The sequence below is a fragment of the Geobacter grbiciae genome, from assembly GCF_018531165.1.
Lineage (GTDB): Bacteria > Desulfobacterota > Desulfuromonadia > Geobacterales > Geobacteraceae > Geobacter > Geobacter metallireducens.
Map to the genome: position 1 here is coordinate 172792 of NZ_JAHDIW010000005.1, position 21694 is coordinate 194485.

Consider the following 21694-nt stretch of genomic DNA (forward strand, 5'->3'; position numbering starts at 1 on the left):
CAGAGGTGGGGCCTGTTCATGGTCCCACCTTTTGTCATTTGAGGGGGTGGGTATTCATGTTGCAAGGGCAATTCAGCGCTTGCAACGTGGTACGGAGTGAAGAGTATACTGTTCGTGATTTCAGCAAGGTGGCCCGAGAATCCGCGGAATTGCCGCCACTAACGGAGAAAAACGATGCTGAACAAATGTTTGTTGCTGACCGGTGCCCTGATTGCCGTGCTGACCGCCCCCCTGGCCGCTCCGGCCTACGAATACGACCAGGAGCAGACCCGGAAGCTGATCGAGAACATGGTCAGGGACCTCGGCGGGCATGACGGCCTGCGCGCGAACAGCGGTAAAGTCATGCGCTGCGTCCATGGCGGCACGAAAAAGGTGACCATCGTTCAAAACGGTGCGCTGACGACCTACAACGGGGTGTACAGCAACTGCCGCGAAAATGATTCCATCAGGGACGGCATTTACGACATCGCCCTCGAAGGAAATGAAGTCACCGTCAGTTCCTCAAAACGCTCCATCAACGGTGAACTGTTCGATGCCGCCATGGGGGGTGACGCGAAAGCCGTCAAAAGATTGGTCAAGGCCAAGGCCGATGTCAATTATACGGAAAGCATCAAGAAAAGCGGCGGCGGTCACATCGACGAGTGGACGCCGCTCATGTCGGCTGTGGCCTCGGGAAGCCTGGATTCCGTGAAGCAGCTGGTCACCGCGGGGGCCTGGGTCAACTACATGAACAGCATGGCCGTGAACGCGCTCTGGATCGCCGCCAATAAGGGCGATGTCGCCATCGTTAAATATCTCCTGAAGTCGGGCGCTTATGTCAATAACCGGAACTTCGAGGATGTCACGCCGCTCATGGCGGCTTCCATGAACGGGCATGGGGAGGTGGTTAAAGCCCTGATCGCCGCCCGGGCAAAGCTCGATTACGTCCACAGCGGGGGTGATACCGCCCTGATGTTCGCCCTGGCAGGCAGGCACACGGCTGTGGCGCGGCTCCTGCTGGCTGCCGGCGCTGATGTGAACGTGAGGAACCGCGACGGACTCACGGCCCTGCACATCGCCGTGTCGGAAGGGAATCTGGAGATGGTGCGCGGGCTTCTGAAACGTAAGGCCGATGTGTCGGCCACAATGGACAGCGGCAAGAACGCGCTGGATATAGCCCGAGCCAGGGGAAATGCCGCCATCGTGGAACTGCTGGAAAAGGGACGATAACGTGACGAAGCCTCTACGGCCCGGAGTTCAGCTCCTGCTCTGCCTGATTGCCTATTTCTCCTCCGGTGCGGCGAGCCTCTGTGCGGAAGTTACCTGGAACCGGATGCTCATCGTGGTGGTGGGCAATTCCCTCGCCGCGACCTCCATGATCGTCGTGGTCTTCATGGGGGGGCTCGGCCTCGGGGGGTATGCCGGCGGGAAGCTCCTGGCGCGCCGCCGGTGCTCGCTGCTTCCCTACGCGATCCTTGAAGTTCTCATTGCCGCCTACATCCTCCTCTCGCCAATCCTCTTCGACCTCCTTGCCGGTGCCTTCTCCTCCCTGGCCGAGCAGTGGGAACAGCCGGCGCTGCTGAGCCTGCTGCGGTTTGCCGTCACCGTGGTGGCCCTGTTGATCCCGGCGACCCTCATGGGGGCGACGTTCCCCGCCATCATGACCGGGGTGCGATCCAGGTATCCCGAAAACAGCCATGCGCTCCTCTATGGCGTGAACACCGTGGGGGCGGCGGTGGGCTGTTTCGTGGGGGGGTATCATCTGCTCTTCGAACTGGGGGTTCAGGCAACGCTCTGGCTGGCCGCCGGACTTGGCGGCGTATCAGTCCTCTGTGTGGCCGTGGCAGCGGTTCTGTCTCCGTCTCGGGCCTGTTTCCAGCTCGCTCCGGAGCCGGAGGTGGCCGACGAAGGCACTTCTGCTTCCGGCGAGGGGGGGCTGTTCCGGTTCCTGGCGGTTTCCTCCTTCCTAGTTGGGTTTGTGGCCCTTGCCTACGAGGTGCTGGTCACCCGGATGGTGATTCTCTTTCTGAACAATCTGGCATCCACGTTCGCGCTGGCCCTGACCGGCTTCCTGCTGGGGACCGGCGCCGGGGCGCTGCTGGCCAACGGCGCCCATGCCGCAAATAACAGGATCGGCGGGAACGGGGTGCGCCTGTTCGGGGCCATTGCCCTGTTGTCGGGCATCCTGCTAGCTGCGACCCCCTATGCTATCATGGCGGCCAGCTACCCGCTGCAGGCCCTCGGCATCATCGTCATCCCGATGGTTTTTCTCGGCTCGCTGCTCCCCTTCGCCATCCGGACCCTGCACGCGAGGGATCGCGAAGCCGCGATCCGGGGGACCTCCTTCCTGTACGCCGCCAATACGGTCGGCGGGATGCTGGGGGCCGGCCTCATCAATTATCAGCTTCTGCCGAGGATCGGCCTGCAGGGATCGGTCGGGCTCCTGTTCGGCATCTGCGCCGCCATTGCCGTCGCCTGCTTCGTCCCGTCCCTGACCCGCGGCTTCAGGTGGGCGACCCTGCTGCTGGTTCCGGCGCTCATGCCGCTCATCACGCTGAATGCCCTGCCGAACATCATGAACCGCTATGCCCTGAAGATCGCCGAGTGGACCGGGGCCCCCGAGGTTACGATCAGGCTTATTCACGAAGGGCGCGCCGCCAACGTGACGGTGCTCGATCAGAACGATCCGAAGCAGGGGGAATTCCGGGACATGTATCTGAACGGCATCGAGGAGGCGTCGACCCGCTTCTACCACGCCCAGCTCTTCAAGCTCCTGGGGATGCTTCCGGTTGTCGTCCATGGGGCCGAACGGCCCCAAAACGCCCTCGTCATCGCCTTCGGCTCGGGGATTACCGCCGGGTCGGTCCTGGCGTCCGATATGATCTCTTCCCTCGATGTGGTCGATCTGAACCCCGATGTGGAGGGGATCAACAATCTGTTCAAGGAATTCAACGGCGACGTGTTCCACGAGCCCCGCTTCCGCTTTCACAATGACGATGGCAGAAATTATCTGGTGACCAGCGGGAAAAAATACGATCTGATCATCAGCGACTCGACCCACCCCTGCTCCTACGACAGCTGGATCCTGTACACCCGGGAGTTTTATCGCGATGTGAAGCGGCGCCTCCCCCCGGGCGGCGTCTTTGCCCAGTGGGTCTCCGTCTCCGAGATCATGCGGGGCGAGCTCTTCCCGATCTATCTGAATACCTTCCGGAGCGTCTTTCCCCATGCGACCTTCTGGTATGTTTACGGGTCGAACCAGGCCCTGATGCTCGCCACGCCGGAACCGTTCAGGCTCGATGCCGGCAAGCTCCAGAAGCGCCTGGACCGGCTCGCCCCCTGGTTCAGGGCCGGGGAATACCAGCTCGATTCAGTCGCGAAGGTGGCGGGCTTCTTCTGGCTTGATGAAGAGATGATGGGCCGGATGATCGGCGCCGAGACCCGTGTGAACACGGATATGCGCCATTATTTCGAGAAGTCCTCCATGCAGGCCCAAATCCCGCCGCAACGGCAGCTTCCCTTTTTCCAGGCCGATGTCACGCGGTATCTCACCGGTGGTGATGAACGGCTGCGCAGCGACATCCGAAAGGAGCAGAAGACGGGGTTGCTGCTGACCAGGTATGGTTTCTACAACGATATCAGAGACCTTGGCCAAGCTTACTGTTTAAGTCCTGAGAACAATAACGTAAAATACTGGATGAGATTCGCCTATTCCGGAAATATCCCCGCGGGACTGTGCCCCTAGACATGCCATTCTTTTTGGGTGAGCCGAAAAAATACGCGAAGCACGCCGCAGGCATTGCCGCAGCATGGGCCGCGCTTATCTGCCTGGCGGTGTACCTGCGGGCCCTTGGCTGCGATTTCATCAATTTTGACGATCCGTACTACGTGATCGACAATCCCGGCATCAGGATCCTTGACCGGCAGTTCATCCGGGAGGCATTCACCACCTCCTACCTGGGGTGGTGGATGCCGCTCACCTGGGCCTCCTTTGCCATCGACTACCATTTCTGGGGGCTCGATCCGCTCGGGTATCACCTGACCAATATCGTGCTCCACGCCCTGAATGCCGGCCTGGTGGTGCTGGTCGCGGACCGGCTGCTGCGGCGGTGGCAGGGGGAATGGTCCGGGGGGGGGACGAGCTTCCTGTACCCGGCGGTACTGCTGCTGGCCGGGCTGTTGTGGGGGATTCATCCGCTGCGGGTGGAGTCGGTGGCCTGGGTGACGGAGCGCAAGGACGTGCTCAACGGCGTTTTCGCGCTCGGCTCGATCTTTTCCTACCTCTGCTACGCTGACCGCGAGGACAACGGGCGCAAGGGTGCCCGGTCCGCCTATGCGGTTTCCCTGCTGTTTTTCCTGCTCTCGCTCATGGCCAAGCCGGTCAGCGTGGTTATCCCGGCGATGCTGCTGGTACTGGACTGGTACCCGCTGGGGCGTTTGTCGCGCGAAAATGCCGTGAAAAGGGTCGCCGAAAAACTGCCGTTTTTCGCGCTGGCTCTGGCGGTGGTTGCCGCCACTATAACCCTTGCCAGCGGGGAGTCGATCCTGGTCTCGTTTCATGTTTTTCCGCTGTACAAGCGCATCATCCTTGCCGGCAGCTCGTTGTTTGCCTATCTCCGCATGGCCGTCTTCCCGGTGGGGCTGGTGAACCTCTACCTGCTTCCCCGTGTGTTCCCCGCGTCCTATTACCTGGCCGCTCTCGGGATTCTTGCCCTGACCTGCTTCTGCTTCTTTGGCTGGAAGCGCCGGCCGGGGCTGCTGGCCGCCTGGTTGCTCTTTGTCCTTCCGCTGGCGCCGGTCCTCGGGTTTCTCCAGAACGGCTCCCAGGCCTATGCGGACCGCTTCACCTATCTTCCCGGCGTGGCCCTGAGCATTGGTGGCGCCGGTCTGCTGGGGGGGATGGTTTCCCGCTGTCGTGGCCGGTCGCGTCAACTGGTCGTGGCGTTAGCCGTGGCGGCGACTATCCTCTGCGGCACCGTTTCGTATCACCTGATCGGCGCCTGGAAGAATCCGGAGACGCTCTGGTCGCGGGTGATCGCCGTCGAGCCGATCGGCAGGGCATTCTATCTCCGGGCGGACTACCGGCAGCAGAAGGGGCGCTACCTGGAGGCGGCGGCCGATCTGGCCGACTCCATCGCCATTGGGGAGCGGGACGGTTTCCCGGGGGTGTTCAACCTGCATGCCATGCGGGGCGATGCCCTCAACCGGGCCGGGCGTTATGGGGATGCGGTGCGCGAATTCACCACCGCCATCAATCTGAAGCCAGTTCCGGAGTATTTCTACCATCGGGGAACCGCGCTCATGGCCCTTGGGCGCGGGGAGGAGGCAGCGGCGGATTTTCGGGAGGCCGGCGATGCAACCGGGCCCATTGCGTGGGAGGTGTATTGAGCCATGGAATGCGCTCCCGCCATAGCGTTGGCTGACGGTAGGGTCGGATGAACTGGAAGCTTATCCGCATCATCGATGTCTGGCTGGGGATCCCGATACTTTTCGGGATTTTTGTTGCCGGGCGGCTCTTCGGGAAGCGGCAGCCGCAGCGGCCGGCCACGGTCAGGCGCATCCTGCTGATCAAGTTCTGGGGGATCGGCAATCTTTTCATGATGCTCCCGTCGGTTCAGGCGCTGCGTGCGGCCCACCCGGCAGCCGCCATCGATGTTCTCTCGCTGGACAGCAACCGGGATGCCATCCGGGCCTGCGGCGTGTTTGACGGCGTCGCCACCATAACCACCGCCGGTCCGCTCCGCTTCCTGTTATCGTGGCGGCGGGCCGTCGCCCTGCTGAGAAGGAACCGCTACGACATCATCATCGACTTCGAGCAGTTCGCGCGGTTTTCCGCGCTGGTTGCCGGCCAGATCGGGGCCGCGGAAATTATCGGGTTCCGGACCGAGGGACAGCATCGGAGCCTCAATTTCACCGTTCAGGTCCCGTACGACAATGCGATCCATGTCACGCGTTCCTTCCATGCCCTCGTTGCGGCTGCCGGAGCGGCACCGGTTGATCGCCTGCCGGCGGCCGGGATCAGCGGCAGCGAAAATCTGCGCGAACGCGGCAAGGAACTGCTCGCGCAAATCGGAATCGGGCCGGATGAGCTCTGCGTCGTCATGCATGCCGGCACCAGTGGCAATTTCAGTGAGCGCCGCTGGCCGCCCGAACGGTTTTCCTCCCTTGCCGATACGCTTCATGCCGGGCACAATGCCCGCACCATCTTCACCGGAGCGGCTGAAGAGGCCTTTCTGACCCGTGAAGCGGCAAGGCATCTGCACCGGCCGTTGTCCGCCCTAGATCTGGGGGGAAAGCTGAAATTCCGGGACTACCTCGCCCTCATCGCGGCTGCCGATCTGGTGGTTTCGGCCGACACGGCGGCCGTGCACATGGCATCGGCGGTCGGAACACCGGTGGTCGGGCTGTACGGTCCCAACACGCCACGCCTCTACGGCCCGTGGGGAAGGGGGGGCGTGGCCGTCTGTCAGGGACTTGACTGTAGCCCCTGCATCACCAACTTCAACGCCAAGCTCCATGTCTGTCGCCACCCCGCGGGACGGGGGGCCTGCATGGGGGCCATCGGGGTGGAAGATGTGGCGGCTGCCATCCGGCGGAATTTCCTGGAGCCGGATGCCCCGTTTCTGCTCACCAGGCTCTCCGGGGGTATGCGGTGATGCGCTTCCCGCGGCTGGCATACCGGGTTCTGCGGAGCAACCTGGGGGACCTTCCGGAGCCGTACCGGATGACCTGGGGGGTCACCAGCCGTTGCCAGGCCCGCTGCGCCATGTGCAACATCTGGCGCCGGCCGGCCGGAGATGAGCTTTCCCTCTCCGAGATCGACCGGTTCCTGGCCCGTTCGAACCGGTTCTCGTGGATCAACCTGACCGGCGGAGAGATCTTCCTCCGCGACGATATCGACGGGATTCTCGATGTCATCGACCGGCACTGCCGGCAGCTCTGCCTGCTCAACTTCCCCACCAACGGCCATGACAGCGACCGGATCGTGGCGGTGGTGCGGGCGTTTCTCGCCAGGATGTCGGTGCCGCGCCTGATGGTTTCGGTCAGCCTCGATGGTCCCCCCGAACTCCATGACCGGATCCGGGGGGTGGACGGTTCGTGGGAACGGGCCGTGGCAACCTTCCGCCGCTTGCGGGAACTGCGGTCCCGGCGCTTTTCGGTGTTTCTCGGCTACACCGTGCAGGAAGCCAATCTGGACGGGTTCGACGGCATGCTCCAGGCGGTCAGGCGGGAGGTGGAAGTGACGGATGACGAGCTCCACGTCAATGTGGCCCATGTTTCCGGGCTCTATTACGATAATGCCACCTTTTCGGGACTGCCGGCTCCGGAGGAGACCTGCCGCCTTCTGGACCGGATCAGCGCGTCGCGCCGGAGCGGGGTAATGAGTCCGGTCTCGTTCCTCGAACGCCGCTACCAATCCCTGGTCCGTCCGTATCTGGAGCGAGGGACTACGCCGCTTGCCTGTCAGGCGGCTGCCGCCTCCTGTTACGTCGATCCGGGCGGCACCGTCTATCCCTGCACCGGTTTTGACGCCCCGGTCGGCTCCCTCAGGGAATGGGGGTATGATCTGGGGCGGCTCTGGCGCAGCCCACGGCGCCACGAGGTCAGGCAGGCAGTTCGGGATGGGGCCTGTCCGGGATGCTGGACACCCTGCGAGGCATACCAGACCATCATGGCGAACCTGTTTGCTGGAGGCGGCAAAGGGTGATGATCAGGAAGGTCTATCACGATTTCCTGCTGGCGAAGCTGAAGCAGGATGGGGTGGGGTGGCTTGCCCGGCGGGCGCGCCAGTACCTGCTGCTGCACCTCTCGCCGCTTGCCGGGCGAGCCCTGTGCGGCCCGGTTCACGGAAGCCTCATGGTCACCCGCCGCTGTAACTGCGACTGCACCATGTGCGACATCCCCTCGAAGCGCCGGGAATCAGCTGGCACCGGGGGCGACGAGCTGGACACCGCACGCCTCAAGGAGATCATCGGGGAGTTTGCCCGCCTGGGAACGCCGGGCCTCGGCTTTACCGGCGGCGAGCCGCTGCTCCGCCCGGACATCTACGAACTGCTGGCCTGCTCCCGGCACAACGGCATGATTACCCATCTCAACACCAACGGTTATTTTCTCGACGACACGGCGGCGCGGTGTATCGTCGATGCCGGGGTGGAATCGGTCAATATCTCGCTGGACGGGGCCTCTCCGGCGACCCACGACCGGATCAGGAACTGCGGCGGCGCCTTCGAGCGGGCCACGGCGGCTGTGGAGCGCCTGCACCGGCTGCGCCGGGAGCGGGGAGTGCCGCTGCGCATCAAGATGGTGGCGGTCCTCAGTGAAGCCAACATCGACGAGGCCGGGGATCTGGCGGAACTTTCCCGCGAACTCGGCGCCGACTGCATCGAGTTCATTCCGTGCCAGCCGCTCACTGGCAATGGGGGTGACAAAGCGACGCCCGATGAGTCCTTCATGAAAAAAGTCGACCGGCTGGTGGAGTATCTGCTCGCAATGGGCCGGGAGCGGGGGATGGTCGAAAATTCTCCCGCCCACCTGCGGCTGTTCCGGTCATCGGTCGCCGGTGTCCCGTCTCCGGTGCGCTGCCGGGCAGGGTACCATTCCCTGTTGGTGGACTGCCATGGGGACGTGTTCCCCTGTTTTCCCCGGATGAGCTGGGGCCGGCGGGCCGGCAATGTCAGGCATGGCAGCCTTGTGGATCTGTGGCGTTCCGATGGGTACCAGACCCATCGCGATATCGCGTCCGCGTGCCGGGACTGTTATCTGAACTGTCATCTGGAACTGAATCTCTTGTTCGACCACAAAGCGCGGGGGCGATTCCGACGCGGGAGCGAGCGGTGAATTTCTTTTCTCTGAAACGGGAACAGGCGCTGGATTTCGTCTGCCTTGCGGTGGTGGTCCTGGCTGTGTATGGGAGAGCCCTTGGCCATGATTTCCAGACCAACTGGGATGACAACTGGTATGTGCTCTATAACGAAGCCGTGCGCGGTTTTTCATGGGACCATATCCGCAGCGCATTCACCGGTTACTTCGGCGGATATTACGCCCCGGTGCAGGTCGTTTCGTACATGCTTGACTATTCGCTCTGGGGGCTCTGGCCCGGCGGCTTCATCCTGACGAACATCCTGCTGCACCTGCTGAACGGGCTCCTGATCTACCGGTTGCTCCTCGGTTGGTACGGGCAGCGTCTGGTTGCTCTGGTGGCATCGGCAATTTTCCTGGTTCATCCGGTCCAGGTCGAGGCCGTTGCCTGGATCTCCCAGAGAAAATCACTCCTGGCCCTGCTCTTCTTCCTGATCGCCTGGAAACAGTACTGCCGCTATCGCCTGGCCCCGACAGGGAGAGGACGATGGAGCTATGGGGCATCCTGCGGCGCGTTCCTGTTATCGTTGCTGGCCAAGCCGACCACGGTGGTCCTTCCCGTAATCCTGGTGCTGTACGACCACTGCTTTGCCGATGGGGACCGACGGTCCCGGTATGCGGACAAGGTTCCCTACGTGCTGCTGGCCGGCATTTTTTCTGCCCTGACCCTCTATACCCAGTCGCCGGAGGTGGCGGAAGGTGGCCGCACCGCCTACCACGGCGGGAGTCCCCTGGGGACGCTCTACACGATGCTCCCCGTGTTCTGCCGTTATCTGGAAATGCTGGTCTGGCCCGCCGGCCTCAGTGCCGCCTATGCTCCCCCGATCCGGCAGGCCGTTGACGCCACAGTGGTCCTGTCGGCCCTCCTCCTTGCCGGCATCGCCGTGGCCTCGGTCCGGCTGTATCGGGTCGACCGGCGGCTCGCCTTCTGGGTCCTCTTTTTCTGGGTCGGGCTCCTGCCGGTTTCCCAGATCGTGCCGGTCATCTCGCTGCTGTACGACCACTATCTCTATCTCCCAATCATCGGCGCGGCCGCCTTGGCCGGATCGGGCGGGGCACTGCTGTGGGAGCGCCTGGCACCGGAGCGCCGTTTCCTGCTCTATGCGGTTGTGCTGCCGGTGCTGGCGGCCCTTTCCGTGGCCTCTTTTCAGCGGACCGGCGTCTGGAAGAATTCCCTGACCCTCTGGAGCGATGCCGTTGCCAAGGAACCGGGGAGCGATCTGGCATGGCAGATCCTGGGTGGATCGCTATTGGACGTTGGCAGGATTGCGGAGGCCAGGGAGGCTTATCAGCGGGGCTTTGCGCTCAATCGGTCAAATACGGAGATCCTCCATGCCCTGGGGCAGATTGCCACCAACACGGGGGAGCTTGACCAGGGATACCGGATGCTGAAGAGGCTCCTGGAGCTGAAGCCCGATTACGTCTCCGGCTGGGCCAGTCTTGGCACCAATTACATGAAACGGGGCGACTACGGGGAGGCTGAAAGGGCATACCAGCGCGCACACTCTTTGCAACCGGAGGCGTGGCAGGTGGTGTCCTTGCTGGGGAATCTGGCGCTGACCCGGGGGCGCCTGGAAGAGGCCCGCGGATACTTCGTGCAGGTGGAGGCACAGGCGCCGGGGGACGCCGCCAATGCCTATGCCCTGGCGAGCGTCGAGGCCCTGTCGGGCAATGCCGATGCCGGCCTCGCCTGGCTGGAGAAGGCCGTGCAGCGGGGGTACGACGACTTCGGACGGATGTACGACGATCCGCGGCTGTCGGCCCTGCGGGACAGCCCGCGCTTCGACCGCCTGGTGCGGAACAATGCTGGAAGATAGGATGCTTGTGACGATGATACGTGGTGCCGGATGGCGATGCGATGAGCCCTGTTATTTATCCTTGGCGGATTTCGAATCATGAAACTGTCGGTGGTGATGCCGGTTTACAACGAGAAGGCAACCCTTCGTGCCATCTATGAACAGGTGGCGGCGGTGACGATCGACAAGGAGATAATTCTTGTGGATGACTGCTCCACCGACGGCACCCGGGAGATCGTCAGGGAACTGGGTGCCACTGGGGCCACGGTGGTTCTCCATGACCGGAACATGGGGAAGGGGGCTGCCTTGAGGAGCGGCTTCCGGCATGTTACGGGGGACGTGGTTCTCATTCAGGATGCCGATCTTGAGTACGATCCGGGACAGTACCCGCTGCTGATCCAGCCGATTCTGAACGGCGAGGTCGATGTGGTCTATGGCTCCCGGTTCCTCTCCGGGGAACGCAGCCTCGGCATGTCGTTCTGGAACAGGGCCGGGAACAGGATACTGACATATCTTTCCAACACGCTGACAAAACTGGAGCTGACCGACGTCGAAACCTGTTACAAGGTCTTCAGCAGGGACGTCCTGGAGCGGATCACCATAGAAGAGAACCGGTTCGGCTGTGAACCGGAGATCACCGCAAAGCTGGCGAAACTGGGGGTGAGAATACGTGAGGTCGGGATATCATATCGCGGCAGAACATCCGCCGAGGGGAAGAAAATCGGCTGGAGGGATTTCATTTCGTCGGTGAGATGCATAGCCAAGTATACTTTGACGTGATGGGTTGATAACGTCACGGAAGCGTACTGCCGTTTCACGCTAAAGATCGGGGGTGAGTTGCTTGAAGAACAAAATGATCGGCTTTTTCCTGATGGTGTTTTTCTGCTCGATACAGGCAGTTTTTGCCGCGGATGACACCGGAACCATCACCGGCAAATGGATCACCAAGGAGTACGGCCCCATGACTGACGCGCAGGTGCTGCTGTTCAACGTGGCCAAGGGTCCTCCTCCGGCAGGCCACAAGTATCTGCGCACCCCCGATATGGGAACCCCCGTCGACCAGGAGGGGGGATTCCGGGTGCAGGCCCCTGCCGGCAGGTACTACCTGGTCATGCTTAAACGGGTGGACCCCAACAGCGCCGGCCCTCCCCGGGAAGGGGATCCGCAGTATTACGCCCGGGACAAGAAGGGGAAACCGAAGGAGTTCGTGGTGAAGGCCGGAAAAACCACGAATATCGGCACCATCACCGAGGCGGTCCCCTACCGGAAAGGGGTGGCCGCCGTCAAGGACGGCACGACCGGTATCGAAGGGACCGTAACCGACAAACAGGGGCAACCCGTGGCCGGTATCCGCGTCTTTGCCTACGAAGCCGCGGAAATGCAAGGGATGCCGCGTTATGCCTCCAACGAGACCGGTGCGGACGGGAAGTATGTGCTGGTCCTTACCGGGAAGGGGACCTATTTCCTCAAGGCCCGTACCCATTATGGCGGCGGGAAGCCGGCAGAGGGCGAATTCCTGGGTGCTTACGGTTCCGGCCCCGTTGTCGTTGATGGCGGGCAACTCCGGCAGGGCATCGATATCCAGGTCACCAGATTCAGTACGCAGCAACGCAAGCAGCAATGAATTCCGCAATATCGCTTCTGTTGCTGTCTGTCCTCCTGCTCCTCCCGGCTCCCAGTCGGGCAACGCCGGTGGAGGGGGTGGTGGTTGCGGAGCAGGGGCCCCTGGAGGGGGCAGTGGTATCCGCCTACGGTTCCCTCAAGGATATCAGCGGTGGAACGCCCCTCTGCCGGTCCTCGCCGGGGGAAAAGCCCGGCTTCTACCGGTTGAATCTCCCTCCGGGCGCCTACCATCTGGTTGCAACGGGAAATCGGGAAGGGTCGGAGTATTTTTCGTTCCACGGCGCCAATCCCGTGACCGTCGCCGGCGAGAAGCTCTGGCTCCCCTTTATCGCTACCCCCACGGCTCCGGCCGCAATGAGGAAGTCCGACATCTCCCGGCTCACGGGGGTCGTCACCTACAAGGGAAAGCCGGTGGCCGGTGCCCAGGTGTCGCTCTATTCCGCCGCCGGGGAACAGTGCAAGGGGCTGGGTGTCGTCACGAAGACCACTGACGCCGCGGGGAAATTCGCCATCGACACGGTTGAGGGCGACTACCTGGTGGTGGCCCGGAAGCGGTTGGCGTCCGACAGGGTGATGCAGCTGCGCAGGGGGGATCTTTTCTGTTACTTTGCCGGCAATCCCGTGACCGTGGCCCCCGGCACGGAAACGGCGGTTGTCATTCCCTGCTATCCCAGGGACGACGTCCGGGGTTTCCTGGCGGACGGGGCGTCGGTGGGGGGGAAGCGGGGCGGACTGGCCCGCTTCAGGGAGCGAGCCGCGGAGGAACCGAGCCGCTACGGCATTTCCGGCAGGGTCACCGGCCTGGACGGCAAGCCCGTGGCGGGGCTTGTGGTCATGGCCTTCAAGGGCGAGCCGAACCAGCTCTTCCGCATGAACATCCCCCGGCTGAAATCGGAATTCATGGCGAAAACCGACGCATCCGGCGCCTTCACGATCGGGTTGAAGGAGCCGGGCACGTACTATCCCGTTGCCCGTGAGTTTACCGGCATGTCGCCCCATCGGGGGGAGCTGTTCGGACTGTACGAAGGGAATGCGGACCACGCCGTGACCGTGGCGGGGCAGCTTGAGGATGTGAAAATAACGGTCGGCAGGGTCATGACCGCCAGCGGGGAAGTCCCGGCGCCGGCGGCAACGGTGGAGAAATCCGTGCGGCGCAAGGCTGCGCTGCGCCTGGGCGACACAGTGATCGACCGGGATACGGTCTGGAACGGCCGGGTGGAGATTGCCGGAAGGGTGGTGGTGTCCCGGAGAGCTACCCTCACCATCCTCCCGGGAACGGTGGTGAGGTTCCGGAAAATCGACCGGGACAAGGACGGGATCGGCGACGGCGAGCTGAGGGTGCTCGGAAGGCTGGTGGCGGCGGGGACGCCGCGGCAGCGGATTCGGTTCATGTCCGCCGAGAAGAAGCCCCGGCCTGGGGATTGGTCGTACATTCTCCTCTTTACCTCGGGGGCGGAGAACGTGCTCCGCTACTGCGTGGTGGAGCACGCCTTCACGGGGCTCCAGGCCCATTTCTCCCGGGCGGTGGTGAGCGATTCGGTTTTTGCCGGGAACAGCGAAGGGCTGCGGTTCGGCAGGGCCGAACTGGTCATCGTCCACAACGACATCGAGCGCAACCGTTACGGCATCCGCTACCACCGGCTGGAGGGGCCGGTGACCATGGAGTACAACCTGATCCGCAACAACGACGTGGGGATTTTCTTCGTCCCCTCCGGCCAGAACCGGGTGGATTTCCTGCCGGACGAATACGAGGCGGACCCGGCCTACGCCATGATGCCGGTCATCAGGTTCAACGCCATAAGCGGGAACCGGGCGCACGACTACCGGTTCGGCGACCGGCAGCGGTACGACACGGTGGCCCGGGACAACTGGTGGGGAACCGCGGCGCTGGACAGAATTTATTCGAAGATATACGACAGAAAGACCGATGCCGATCTGGGGGCGGTGCTGCTGACCCCCGTTCTCCCCGGGCCTCCGAGTGGCGTCGGAGTGAGGCAGTGATGCGATCCGGCAAAAAGCAGTTACATCGAGGGCACCAGTTGTAGTAAAGTGCTCTGATGCTCAAGCGTTTCTTCCTTTCCCGAAAAACCGTTATATCCCTTATTCTTCTCATGCTCGGGGCGATTCTCCTGGGGTACTCGTTCCCGCAACGCTTCCTTACCTCGCCTCCGGAGCTGGACAAGTGGCAGCTGGCCAATCCGGCCCTGGCAAAACTGTCGCGGGTGCTGGCCCTCGACCATGTCTATACATCACCCTGGTTCGCGGTGCTGCTCGTGCTGTTCCTCGTTTCGCTCTGCTTCTCCACCTGGGAGCAGTTCCGGCTTGCTCTCCGGAAGAGCCGGGAGGGGGGCGCGGGAGGAGAATCCTTTGAATCTGCCGCCGGCGCCGCCGAGCTTGCCGCGGGCCTTCGCTCCCTGGGCTATCTGAGGATGGGGGGGCGGGACGGCGCCACCCGGTTTGTCCGCCATCCGTGGGGCTATTGGGGCAACTTCCTCCTCCACCTGGGGATCGTCGTCTCCATTGCCTCGTCGCTGGTGATCCTTCTCTATGAGAAACGGGCGGTGATCGATCTGCTCGAAGGGGAAGTGCACAAACCCGGCGCGGACTGGATCAAGGAGGAGCGGGGCCTGCTGGCCGGCAAGCTGGTTCTCCCCGATGCGGTGCGCCTCGACCGGGTTGTGCCGGAATACTACGACAACGACAACATGCGGCAGCTTACCACCGACTTCAGTTTTGTCGACGCTGCCGGCCGGCCGACGCCGTTGTCGATGCACATCAATAAATCGATACGGTACAAGGGTGTGCGGATTTTCCAGGGGAAGTCCTACGGCAGGGCATTTTTCGTGAAGTTCACGGGACAGGACGGCCAGGAGCACGGCGAGGTTTTCTCCCTCGACCAGCCAACTGACCGAAATACTGCCTCATACAAGGATTTTGTCCTCCCCTGGCTGCCGAGCGCACTCAAAACCAAATATTACGGGGATGCCGACCGGCGTTCCCTTGACGGGAGCAACCCCCTCTTCGTGATGCGCCTCATGGAGGGCGGAAAGGCTGTCGCGGAGCTTCCCCTGAAGGTGGGGGAGACGGGGCGCTTGGGCGGCTACACGGCCCAGTTGGTCAAGGTGGAGCGCTGGGGGGGGTTGATTTTTATCGACACCACGGGCATGGCGGGAATTTTCCTCGGATTCTTCATCGTCTGCCTGGGCGGGTCGCTGAGCTATTTCTGCCCCCCCCGGGAGTGCTCCCTTTCTCCCTCAGGGGAAGGGTGCCGGCTCTCCTGGCGGGCAACGCGCTTTGAACGGCTCTACCGCGACGAGTTTGACTATCTCCGCCGGCTGGCGGGGTTGCCCGTTGCGACGGATGAGCGGAATGTTTGACTATCTATTTCATGGGGAGTTGCATGACATGATCAAAAAGAGTATTGCCTTGCTTTTGCTGGCCGTTGCGACGGCTTCCTGCAGCAGCGTCGATACGCGGGAAGCGGAGCAGGTGCGGGAGACGGTGAAACGCTACAACACCCAATTGGCCCAGGGGTACGCGACCATGAACATGGGTGGGCTGGCCCGGGTGGCCGAGGAGCCCCAGACTGCCAAGGTCTACTTCCACATGGCGGCCCTGGGCGAGGGGCGGATCAGGATGATGTCGGAGCTCAAGGACATATCCTTCAAGGATATCCGTTTCGCCGCCGCCACCTCCGCCTCGGTGAAGACCCGGGAGGTCTGGGATTTCCGGCATGTGAACATCGATACCGGGAAAGTGGAGCGGGACGAGAAGGGGTTTGTCTACCGGACGAACTACCATCTCGCCAAGAAGAACGGCGCCTGGTGGGTCAGGGATGTTGCCGCGGAGGGCGAGAAGGGGAAAGGCGCCGACACGAAGGCTTCCCCGGCCGCGCCGGCTTCCGGGAAGGCTTCCGTGCGGTAGGCGCCGGTTGACCCGGGGGCGGTACGAATCAACCGGCGATTTTTTCAGAGAGGTATGCGTTTCATGGAAAGCTCTTTTTCGTCAATAACCATCATCCATTGGGCGGCAGTGGTCATCTACGTGCTCGCCACCATCTTCAACGTGGCAGGTCTCATCTTCCGCAAGGAACGCGCCACGGGGATCAGCTATCTCCTGGTGGGGGCGGGGCTTCTGGTGCACGGCATCGGCATCCTCTGGTGGTGGAAGATTGTCGGGCACGGCCCGTACATCGGCCGGTTCGAGGTCCTCTCTTCCCAGGCATGGATGGGGCTTTTCCTCTTCATGGTCTTTGCCCACTTCCTGCCGAAGATAAGGCCGGCGAGCATCCTGGTGTTTCCGGCCGCCTTCCTGATGATCGCCGTCGGCATCTTCTTCGAGCCCCAGGTGAAGATGCTGCCGCCGACGCTGCGCAGTGTCTGGCTCATCCTCCACGTGACCTTCTACAAGATTTCGGTCTGCACGCTCCTGGTGGCCCTGGCCTTTTCCATCTTCTTCATCCTGCGCAAGCGCACCGGCATCCAGTGGCTTACCCGCCTCCCCGACATGGAGACCATGGATATTCTCGCCTTCCGCTTCGCCGGCTTCAGCTTCACCTTTTGGGCCATCGCCATGCTGGCGGGGAGCATCTGGGCCTATGAATCGTGGGGGCGCTTCTGGGGGTGGGACCCCATCGAGACCTGGTCGCTCATTACCTGGGTGGCCTTCGGTATCTACCTGCACCTGCGGCGCTTCTTCGGGCTGAAGGGGGAAGCGGCGGCTTACCTCTACATCCTCTGCTTCCTGCTGTCGGTCCTCTCCCTCTTCTTTACGCCGCTGATCGGTGGCTCGGTCCATTCTGAGTACTTTAAATGATCCCGGCCCATGGCCGCTTTGCCTTGTACCTGGAGAGAACCAATGAGTGATGACCGCCGGCGGGAGCTTTTCGAGACGATTCGTGACTACATCACCGACTCCCGCGGGGAGGACCGGTTCGAGTCGCTGGCGCTGGAGGTGTTCCGCTTCCAGTACGGGGCCAACGAGGCGTACCGTGCCTACTGCGACGGCAAGGGAATCAACCCTGCCGGGATTGGCCGCTGGGAGGATATCCCCGCCTATCCGTCGGACGCCTTCAAGAAGAACCTGGTCATTTCCTTCCCCTACGAGAAGACCGTCATGGCCAACATCACGGGGGGAACCACCGACCCTGACCTGCGCGGCATAATCTTTCGGGACGAGTATGGCCGCGAACTGGTGCTGGCGGCCAACCGCAAGGTGATGGGAGATTACGTCTTTCCCGAGGGGGAGCGGATGCCGATCCTGGTCCTTGCTCCGTCGCCGGAGACGGCCCCGTCCATGGGAATGGCCATCGGCATGGCCGAGACAATACGTTCCTTCGGCACCGACCAGAGCGGCTTTTTCATCACGCGGCGGGGGTTCCTCATCCGGGAGTTCATGGACCGGCTCCGGGAACTGGTGGTGGCGGACAGGCCCGTGGCGCTCATCGGCTCCACCTCCGCCTTCATCTATTTCTTTAATGCCTGCCGGAAAAACGGCCTCCGCTTCGCGCTCCCGGCCGGGAGCCGCATTGTGGACGGCGGCGGGTACCGGGGTCGTTTCGGGGACTGCGGCCGCGATGAGTACTACGAGCGGTGCCGCGACACCTTCGGCGTGGACCCCGCCTACTGTCTCAACGTCCTCGGCATGGCCGAGAGCGCCACGAACAGCGCCGATTCCAGCCTGAAAGACCTCCGCACGGGCCTCGACCGGGAGCGGATCAAGCCGGATCTTCCCTGGTGCCGCGTCGTGGCCATGGATATCGAGACCTGCTCGCGGGTGCTGCCGCCGGGGGAGGTGGGGCTCCTTCGCCACTACGATCTGGCGAACCTGCCGACGGTCCTCGGCGTGCAGACCGACAACCTGGGCTTCCGAACGGAAGACGGCTTCGAGATCATTGGCCGGGCCCAGGTGGTGGACGGCAAGGTGTCGCCGATGCCCTCGGAGAAGCCGGTGGGACCCATGGGGGAGAAAAAGATATTCTCCTTCCTCGATCTCTACATGAAATTCTCCATCGGCCGGTACGTGGCGAAGATCAAGAAGGATGATCCCCTCTGCCCCTGCGGCGAGGCCATCGAGGAGATGATCGTGCGGGAGGGGAATGAGTAGAATGAAAAACAACATCCGTAGCATCGCCGTCATCCTGAACGGTTTTGTCCATGACTTCGCCGCCGGGATCTGGCTTGCCGCCATTGCCTCCATAGCCCTCATCCACCGGATGCATCAGCTCCGGTCGCCGGAAGTCGTCGCCATACTGAACCGGTTGGAGCATATTTTTTTCTGGACGAGCGTCGTTTCCATGGTTTTTATCATGGCCACCGGCGCCGGACGGACCTTTACCTACGTCGACAACTGGTACGGCGCCGACGCTGAGCGGGTTCGCCGCCGGATGCTCATTATCAAGCATGTGGTTCTCCTTTCGGCTTTCGGCGCCGGCTATCTGTTCGTTTACCCGCTGGTGTTTCACTGACGGACATTGTACCTCCCACCGGTTCTTCTCCATCCCCACTGTTCCGTCATAAGCCGGAGCGTTCCGCCAACTCGCGGTGTCCTCCGGTGCCACTCAAGTTAAAAAACTTGCGTTTTATAAGCAGAATGTGCATAAGCTAATGCTCTTTGGGGGCGGCCCGATTTTTGCTTTTTGTCTGGCTCAGTTCCCAACCTCGTCGAGGAGAAGTGAATGAAAATCAAGAGAATAGCCCTCATTACCCCCCCCTACCACGCGGGCGTTGTGGAGTCGGCCGGCACCTGGCTCAATGTCGGTTTTGTCTACATCGCCGGGGCACTCAGAGCGGCGGGGTACGAGGTGGATTACTACGATGCCATGTCTCTGTGGCACAAGTGGCCCGACATCCAGAAGCGGATCGAGGCGTTCCGCCCCGATATGGTTGCCACGACCGCCTATACCGCCTCCATTGTCGAAGCGGTGAAACTGCTCCGGTTCGCCAAGTCCATCAACCCCCGCATCGTGACGGCGCTCGGCAACGTCCACGCGGCCTTCTGTTACGACGAGGTTCTTACCCACGACCACGACGCCGTGGACTACATCGTCAGGGGGGAGGGGGAGGAGACGCTCCCCATGCTCTGCCACTGCCTCAATGCCGGCGATGACCCGAAGAAGGTTCTCGGAATCGCCTACTGGCGCGACGGCGGGGTGGTGGTTACCCCCAAGGCCCCGTACATTCATGACCTGGACAATCTTCCCACAGCCTGGGATCTGGTGGAGTGGCCCATCTATACCTACCGGGCCAAGAAGAACGCCCGGCTGGCCATCGTCTCCTCTTCCCGCGGCTGCAAATCCCAGTGTTCCTTCTGTTCCCAGCAGCTCTTCTGGGCCCAGTCATGGCGCGCCCGGAGCGCCGAGAACTTCGTGGCCGAGCTGGAGATGCTCCACAACGTCCACGGTGTCCAGGTGGCCATGCTCTCCGACGAGCTTCCCACCTTCGACCGGGAGCGGTGGGTCCGGATCCTGGATCTCATGGTGGAACGGGAAGTGCCGGTGAAGCTTCTCATGGAGACCCGGGTGGACGACATTCTGCGGGACGCCGATATCATGGACAAGTACCGGGAAGGTGGCGTTGAGCACATCTATGTGGGGGTCGAGGCGGGAAGCCAGGAAACCCTCGACCTCTTCAAGAAGGATACGGAAGTTGCCCAGTCCAAGCAGGCCATCGACCTGATTAATGGGGCCGACATCGTTTCGGAAACCTCTTTCGTCCTCGGCATGCCCGACGACACCCCTGAATCCATTGAGCAGACCATCGAGCTCGCCAAGCACTACAACCCTGACATGGCGTTCTTTCTTGCCATCGCCCCCTGGCCCTATGCCGAGCTCTACCCCGAGCTCGAGCCCTACGTGGCCACCAAGGATTACCGCAAATACAACCTGGTGGAGCCGGTCATCAAGCCCAAAAACATGACCATGGAAGAACTGGAGCGCCAGTTGGGGAAAGCATCCCAGAAGTTCTTCATGCACAAGTTCCAGAACCTGGACAAGCTCTCCCCCTGGAAGCAGGAGTTCATGCTGTCGGTCCTCGATCTCCTCATTAACCACTCCTATCTGGCCGGCCAGATGAAGGCGATGCTCAAGGAGGGGAAGGAGATGCCCGCGGAGGTCAAGGCGCTCCTGAAAACGGTCAGCCAGCACAAGCATGTCCCCCACCAGACGATAGCGCCCATTCCATGAGTTCTTTCCGTTTCACTGTACCGAACCGAACTCTGGCATGTGGAATGCTAAATAGGTATTCAGTTGCAGCAAAATGTTTGAAATCAGTATGGGATGTTTAGAGGTATGCCGTCAAAGCACGGCGCGACCCCGTTATTAGGCGTCGTTTCCCCTCGGAGTGTCAACCACCAGTATTGGTTTTCAGATAAACAGTCCATTAAAGGAGGAGAAAGGGAGTGAACATGTACACTAAATTGAAAAAGTTGTTGCCGACGCTGATGGTGGCGGGAGCGATGGCGGTTGCGATGCTCCTCGGAACGGGCGCATCGAACAACGCCATGGCGCTGACCACGGACGACTGCCGTGGCTGTCATACCCCCCCACTGCCCGACACTATTGCCACTATGCACCATAGCCGGGCGAATCTTAATGGATACGCGTGTGACTTTTGTCACAAGACTGTTTCCAACGGTTCCGGTGGCTTCGTTCTGCTCGATGTCTATAACTGCGGATCATGCCACGCCCTGGTTGACCACGCTGCTGCCCACGACAAGGCGTCCACCGCCCCTGATTGCGCCCAGTGCCACAGTCTTGGCATGGTGAACGAGCACCTCACGCGCACTTCCACTTGCTCCACCTGCCACAACAGCACGAAGCCCGAAGTGCAGAATACCATCACGATCGGCATGGGACCCGCCGGGCAGCCGGTCAACTGTCTCAATTGCCACATCAGCATCAACCACATCGCCCAGCATGACAAGGCCGTTCCCTCGGCCGAGTGCGTTTCCTGCCACGCCCAGGGGGTTGTCTACGAGCACCTGAACCGTACTTCCACCTGTGCCACCTGCCACCAGAGTACCAACGCGGCGGTGGTGAAGGCGATCGCCGATGGCCGCGCCGGGATCACGGTCAACTGCGTTTCCTGCCACGGGGTGGTGAACCACATTGCCCAGCACGACAAGGCCACGGCTAACGTGGACTGCGCCCAGTGCCACAATCTTGGCGTGGTGAACGAGCACCTTTCCCGCACGTCCACCTGCGCCACCTGCCATTCCAGCACGGTTCCGGCGGTGCAGCAGACCATCGCAACCGGCAAGGCAGGCACGGTGGTTACCTGCTCCAACTGCCACGTGAGTGTGAATCACATTGCCCAGCACAACATGGTGGTAACGCCTGCGGACTGCGCAGGGTGCCACACCCAGGGAGTGGTTTACGAGCACACGAACCGGACCTCCACCTGCGCCACCTGCCACCAGAGCACCAACGCCACCGTTCA

17 protein-coding genes are annotated in these 21694 nt (G+C 62.1%); all 17 read left to right on the plus strand.

Annotated features, from left to right (window positions below; all coding sequences use genetic code 11):
* Positions 1-174 precede the first annotated feature (174 nt).
* Positions 175-1209: an ankyrin repeat domain-containing protein gene (locus KJB29_RS08995; protein ID WP_004512280.1), complete on the plus strand. Its 1035-nt coding sequence runs from the start codon at positions 175-177 to the stop codon at positions 1207-1209.
* A 1-nt stretch (position 1210) separates the two neighbouring features.
* Positions 1211-3724, plus strand: a complete 2514-nt coding sequence (locus KJB29_RS09000; protein ID WP_011365690.1) for a spermidine synthase — start codon at positions 1211-1213, stop codon at positions 3722-3724.
* A 2-nt stretch (positions 3725-3726) separates the two neighbouring features.
* Entirely contained in the window at positions 3727-5367 is a 1641-nt protein-coding gene (locus KJB29_RS09005) for a tetratricopeptide repeat protein (RefSeq protein WP_004512282.1), read from the plus strand.
* A 47-nt stretch (positions 5368-5414) separates the two neighbouring features.
* On the plus strand, positions 5415-6635 hold the full coding sequence (locus KJB29_RS09010; RefSeq protein WP_004512283.1) for a glycosyltransferase family 9 protein: 1221 nt from the start codon (positions 5415-5417) through the stop codon (positions 6633-6635).
* Entirely contained in the window at positions 6635-7687 is a 1053-nt protein-coding gene (locus tag KJB29_RS09015) for a radical SAM protein (RefSeq protein WP_004512284.1), read from the plus strand. The genes KJB29_RS09010 and KJB29_RS09015 overlap by 1 nt, the downstream gene beginning before the upstream one ends.
* Positions 7687-8817, plus strand: coding sequence for a radical SAM/SPASM domain-containing protein (locus KJB29_RS09020; RefSeq protein ID WP_004512285.1), 1131 nt, complete (start codon positions 7687-7689; stop codon positions 8815-8817). The genes KJB29_RS09015 and KJB29_RS09020 overlap by 1 nt, the downstream gene beginning before the upstream one ends.
* On the plus strand, positions 8814-10655 hold the full coding sequence (locus KJB29_RS09025; protein WP_004512286.1) for a tetratricopeptide repeat protein: 1842 nt from the start codon (positions 8814-8816) through the stop codon (positions 10653-10655). Before KJB29_RS09020 ends, KJB29_RS09025 begins: the two co-directional genes overlap by 4 nt.
* Positions 10656-10733: 78 nt before the next feature.
* Entirely contained in the window at positions 10734-11414 is a 681-nt protein-coding gene (locus KJB29_RS09030) for a glycosyltransferase family 2 protein (RefSeq protein WP_004512287.1), read from the plus strand.
* 52 nt (positions 11415-11466) lie between these two features.
* Complete coding sequence (locus KJB29_RS09035) at positions 11467-12258, plus strand: carboxypeptidase-like regulatory domain-containing protein (protein ID WP_390138754.1); 792 nt, start codon at positions 11467-11469, stop codon at positions 12256-12258.
* Positions 12255-14258 (plus strand): right-handed parallel beta-helix repeat-containing protein, encoded by a 2004-nt coding sequence (locus KJB29_RS09040; protein WP_004512289.1) that lies wholly within the window; start codon positions 12255-12257, stop codon positions 14256-14258. The genes KJB29_RS09035 and KJB29_RS09040 overlap by 4 nt, the downstream gene beginning before the upstream one ends.
* 56 nt (positions 14259-14314) lie before the next feature.
* Positions 14315-15634 (plus strand): cytochrome c biogenesis ResB family protein, encoded by a 1320-nt coding sequence (locus KJB29_RS09045; RefSeq protein ID WP_004512290.1) that lies wholly within the window; start codon positions 14315-14317, stop codon positions 15632-15634.
* A gap of 28 nt (positions 15635-15662) precedes the next feature.
* Complete coding sequence (locus KJB29_RS09050; protein ID WP_004512291.1) at positions 15663-16181, plus strand: hypothetical protein; 519 nt, start codon at positions 15663-15665, stop codon at positions 16179-16181.
* 63 nt (positions 16182-16244) lie between these two features.
* Positions 16245-17072 carry a cytochrome c biogenesis protein gene (locus KJB29_RS09055; RefSeq protein ID WP_004512292.1) on the plus strand — a complete coding sequence of 276 codons (828 nt, stop codon included), beginning with the start codon at positions 16245-16247 and terminating at the stop codon, positions 17070-17072.
* A gap of 42 nt (positions 17073-17114) precedes the next feature.
* Positions 17115-18362: a LuxE/PaaK family acyltransferase gene (locus KJB29_RS09060; RefSeq protein ID WP_004512293.1), complete on the plus strand. Its 1248-nt coding sequence runs from the start codon at positions 17115-17117 to the stop codon at positions 18360-18362.
* A gap of 1 nt (position 18363) precedes the next feature.
* Positions 18364-18723, plus strand: coding sequence for a hypothetical protein (locus KJB29_RS09065; RefSeq protein ID WP_004512294.1), 360 nt, complete (start codon positions 18364-18366; stop codon positions 18721-18723).
* Between the two features lie 210 nt (positions 18724-18933).
* On the plus strand, positions 18934-20439 hold the full coding sequence (locus KJB29_RS09070; protein ID WP_004512295.1) for a B12-binding domain-containing radical SAM protein: 1506 nt from the start codon (positions 18934-18936) through the stop codon (positions 20437-20439).
* A gap of 221 nt (positions 20440-20660) precedes the next feature.
* On the plus strand, positions 20661-21694 hold a 1034-nt coding region (locus KJB29_RS09075; RefSeq protein ID WP_484840029.1), incomplete at its 3' end, for a cytochrome c3 family protein.

Coding starts and splice junctions, on each gene's coding strand:
- KJB29_RS08995 (WP_004512280.1), top strand. CDS start 175: ATGCTGAACAAATGTTTGTTGCTGACCGGTGCCCTGATTGCCGTGCTG.
- KJB29_RS09005 (WP_004512282.1), top strand. CDS start 3,727: ATGCCATTCTTTTTGGGTGAGCCGAAAAAATACGCGAAGCACGCCGCA.
- KJB29_RS09010 (WP_004512283.1), top strand. CDS start 5,415: ATGAACTGGAAGCTTATCCGCATCATCGATGTCTGGCTGGGGATCCCG.
- KJB29_RS09015 (WP_004512284.1), top strand. CDS start 6,635: ATGCGCTTCCCGCGGCTGGCATACCGGGTTCTGCGGAGCAACCTGGGG.
- KJB29_RS09020 (WP_004512285.1), top strand. CDS start 7,687: ATGATCAGGAAGGTCTATCACGATTTCCTGCTGGCGAAGCTGAAGCAG.
- KJB29_RS09030 (WP_004512287.1), top strand. CDS start 10,734: ATGAAACTGTCGGTGGTGATGCCGGTTTACAACGAGAAGGCAACCCTT.
- KJB29_RS09040 (WP_004512289.1), top strand. CDS start 12,255: ATGAATTCCGCAATATCGCTTCTGTTGCTGTCTGTCCTCCTGCTCCTC.
- KJB29_RS09045 (WP_004512290.1), top strand. CDS start 14,315: ATGCTCAAGCGTTTCTTCCTTTCCCGAAAAACCGTTATATCCCTTATT.
- KJB29_RS09050 (WP_004512291.1), top strand. CDS start 15,663: ATGATCAAAAAGAGTATTGCCTTGCTTTTGCTGGCCGTTGCGACGGCT.
- KJB29_RS09055 (WP_004512292.1), top strand. CDS start 16,245: ATGGAAAGCTCTTTTTCGTCAATAACCATCATCCATTGGGCGGCAGTG.
- KJB29_RS09060 (WP_004512293.1), top strand. CDS start 17,115: ATGAGTGATGACCGCCGGCGGGAGCTTTTCGAGACGATTCGTGACTAC.
- KJB29_RS09065 (WP_004512294.1), top strand. CDS start 18,364: ATGAAAAACAACATCCGTAGCATCGCCGTCATCCTGAACGGTTTTGTC.
- KJB29_RS09070 (WP_004512295.1), top strand. CDS start 18,934: ATGAAAATCAAGAGAATAGCCCTCATTACCCCCCCCTACCACGCGGGC.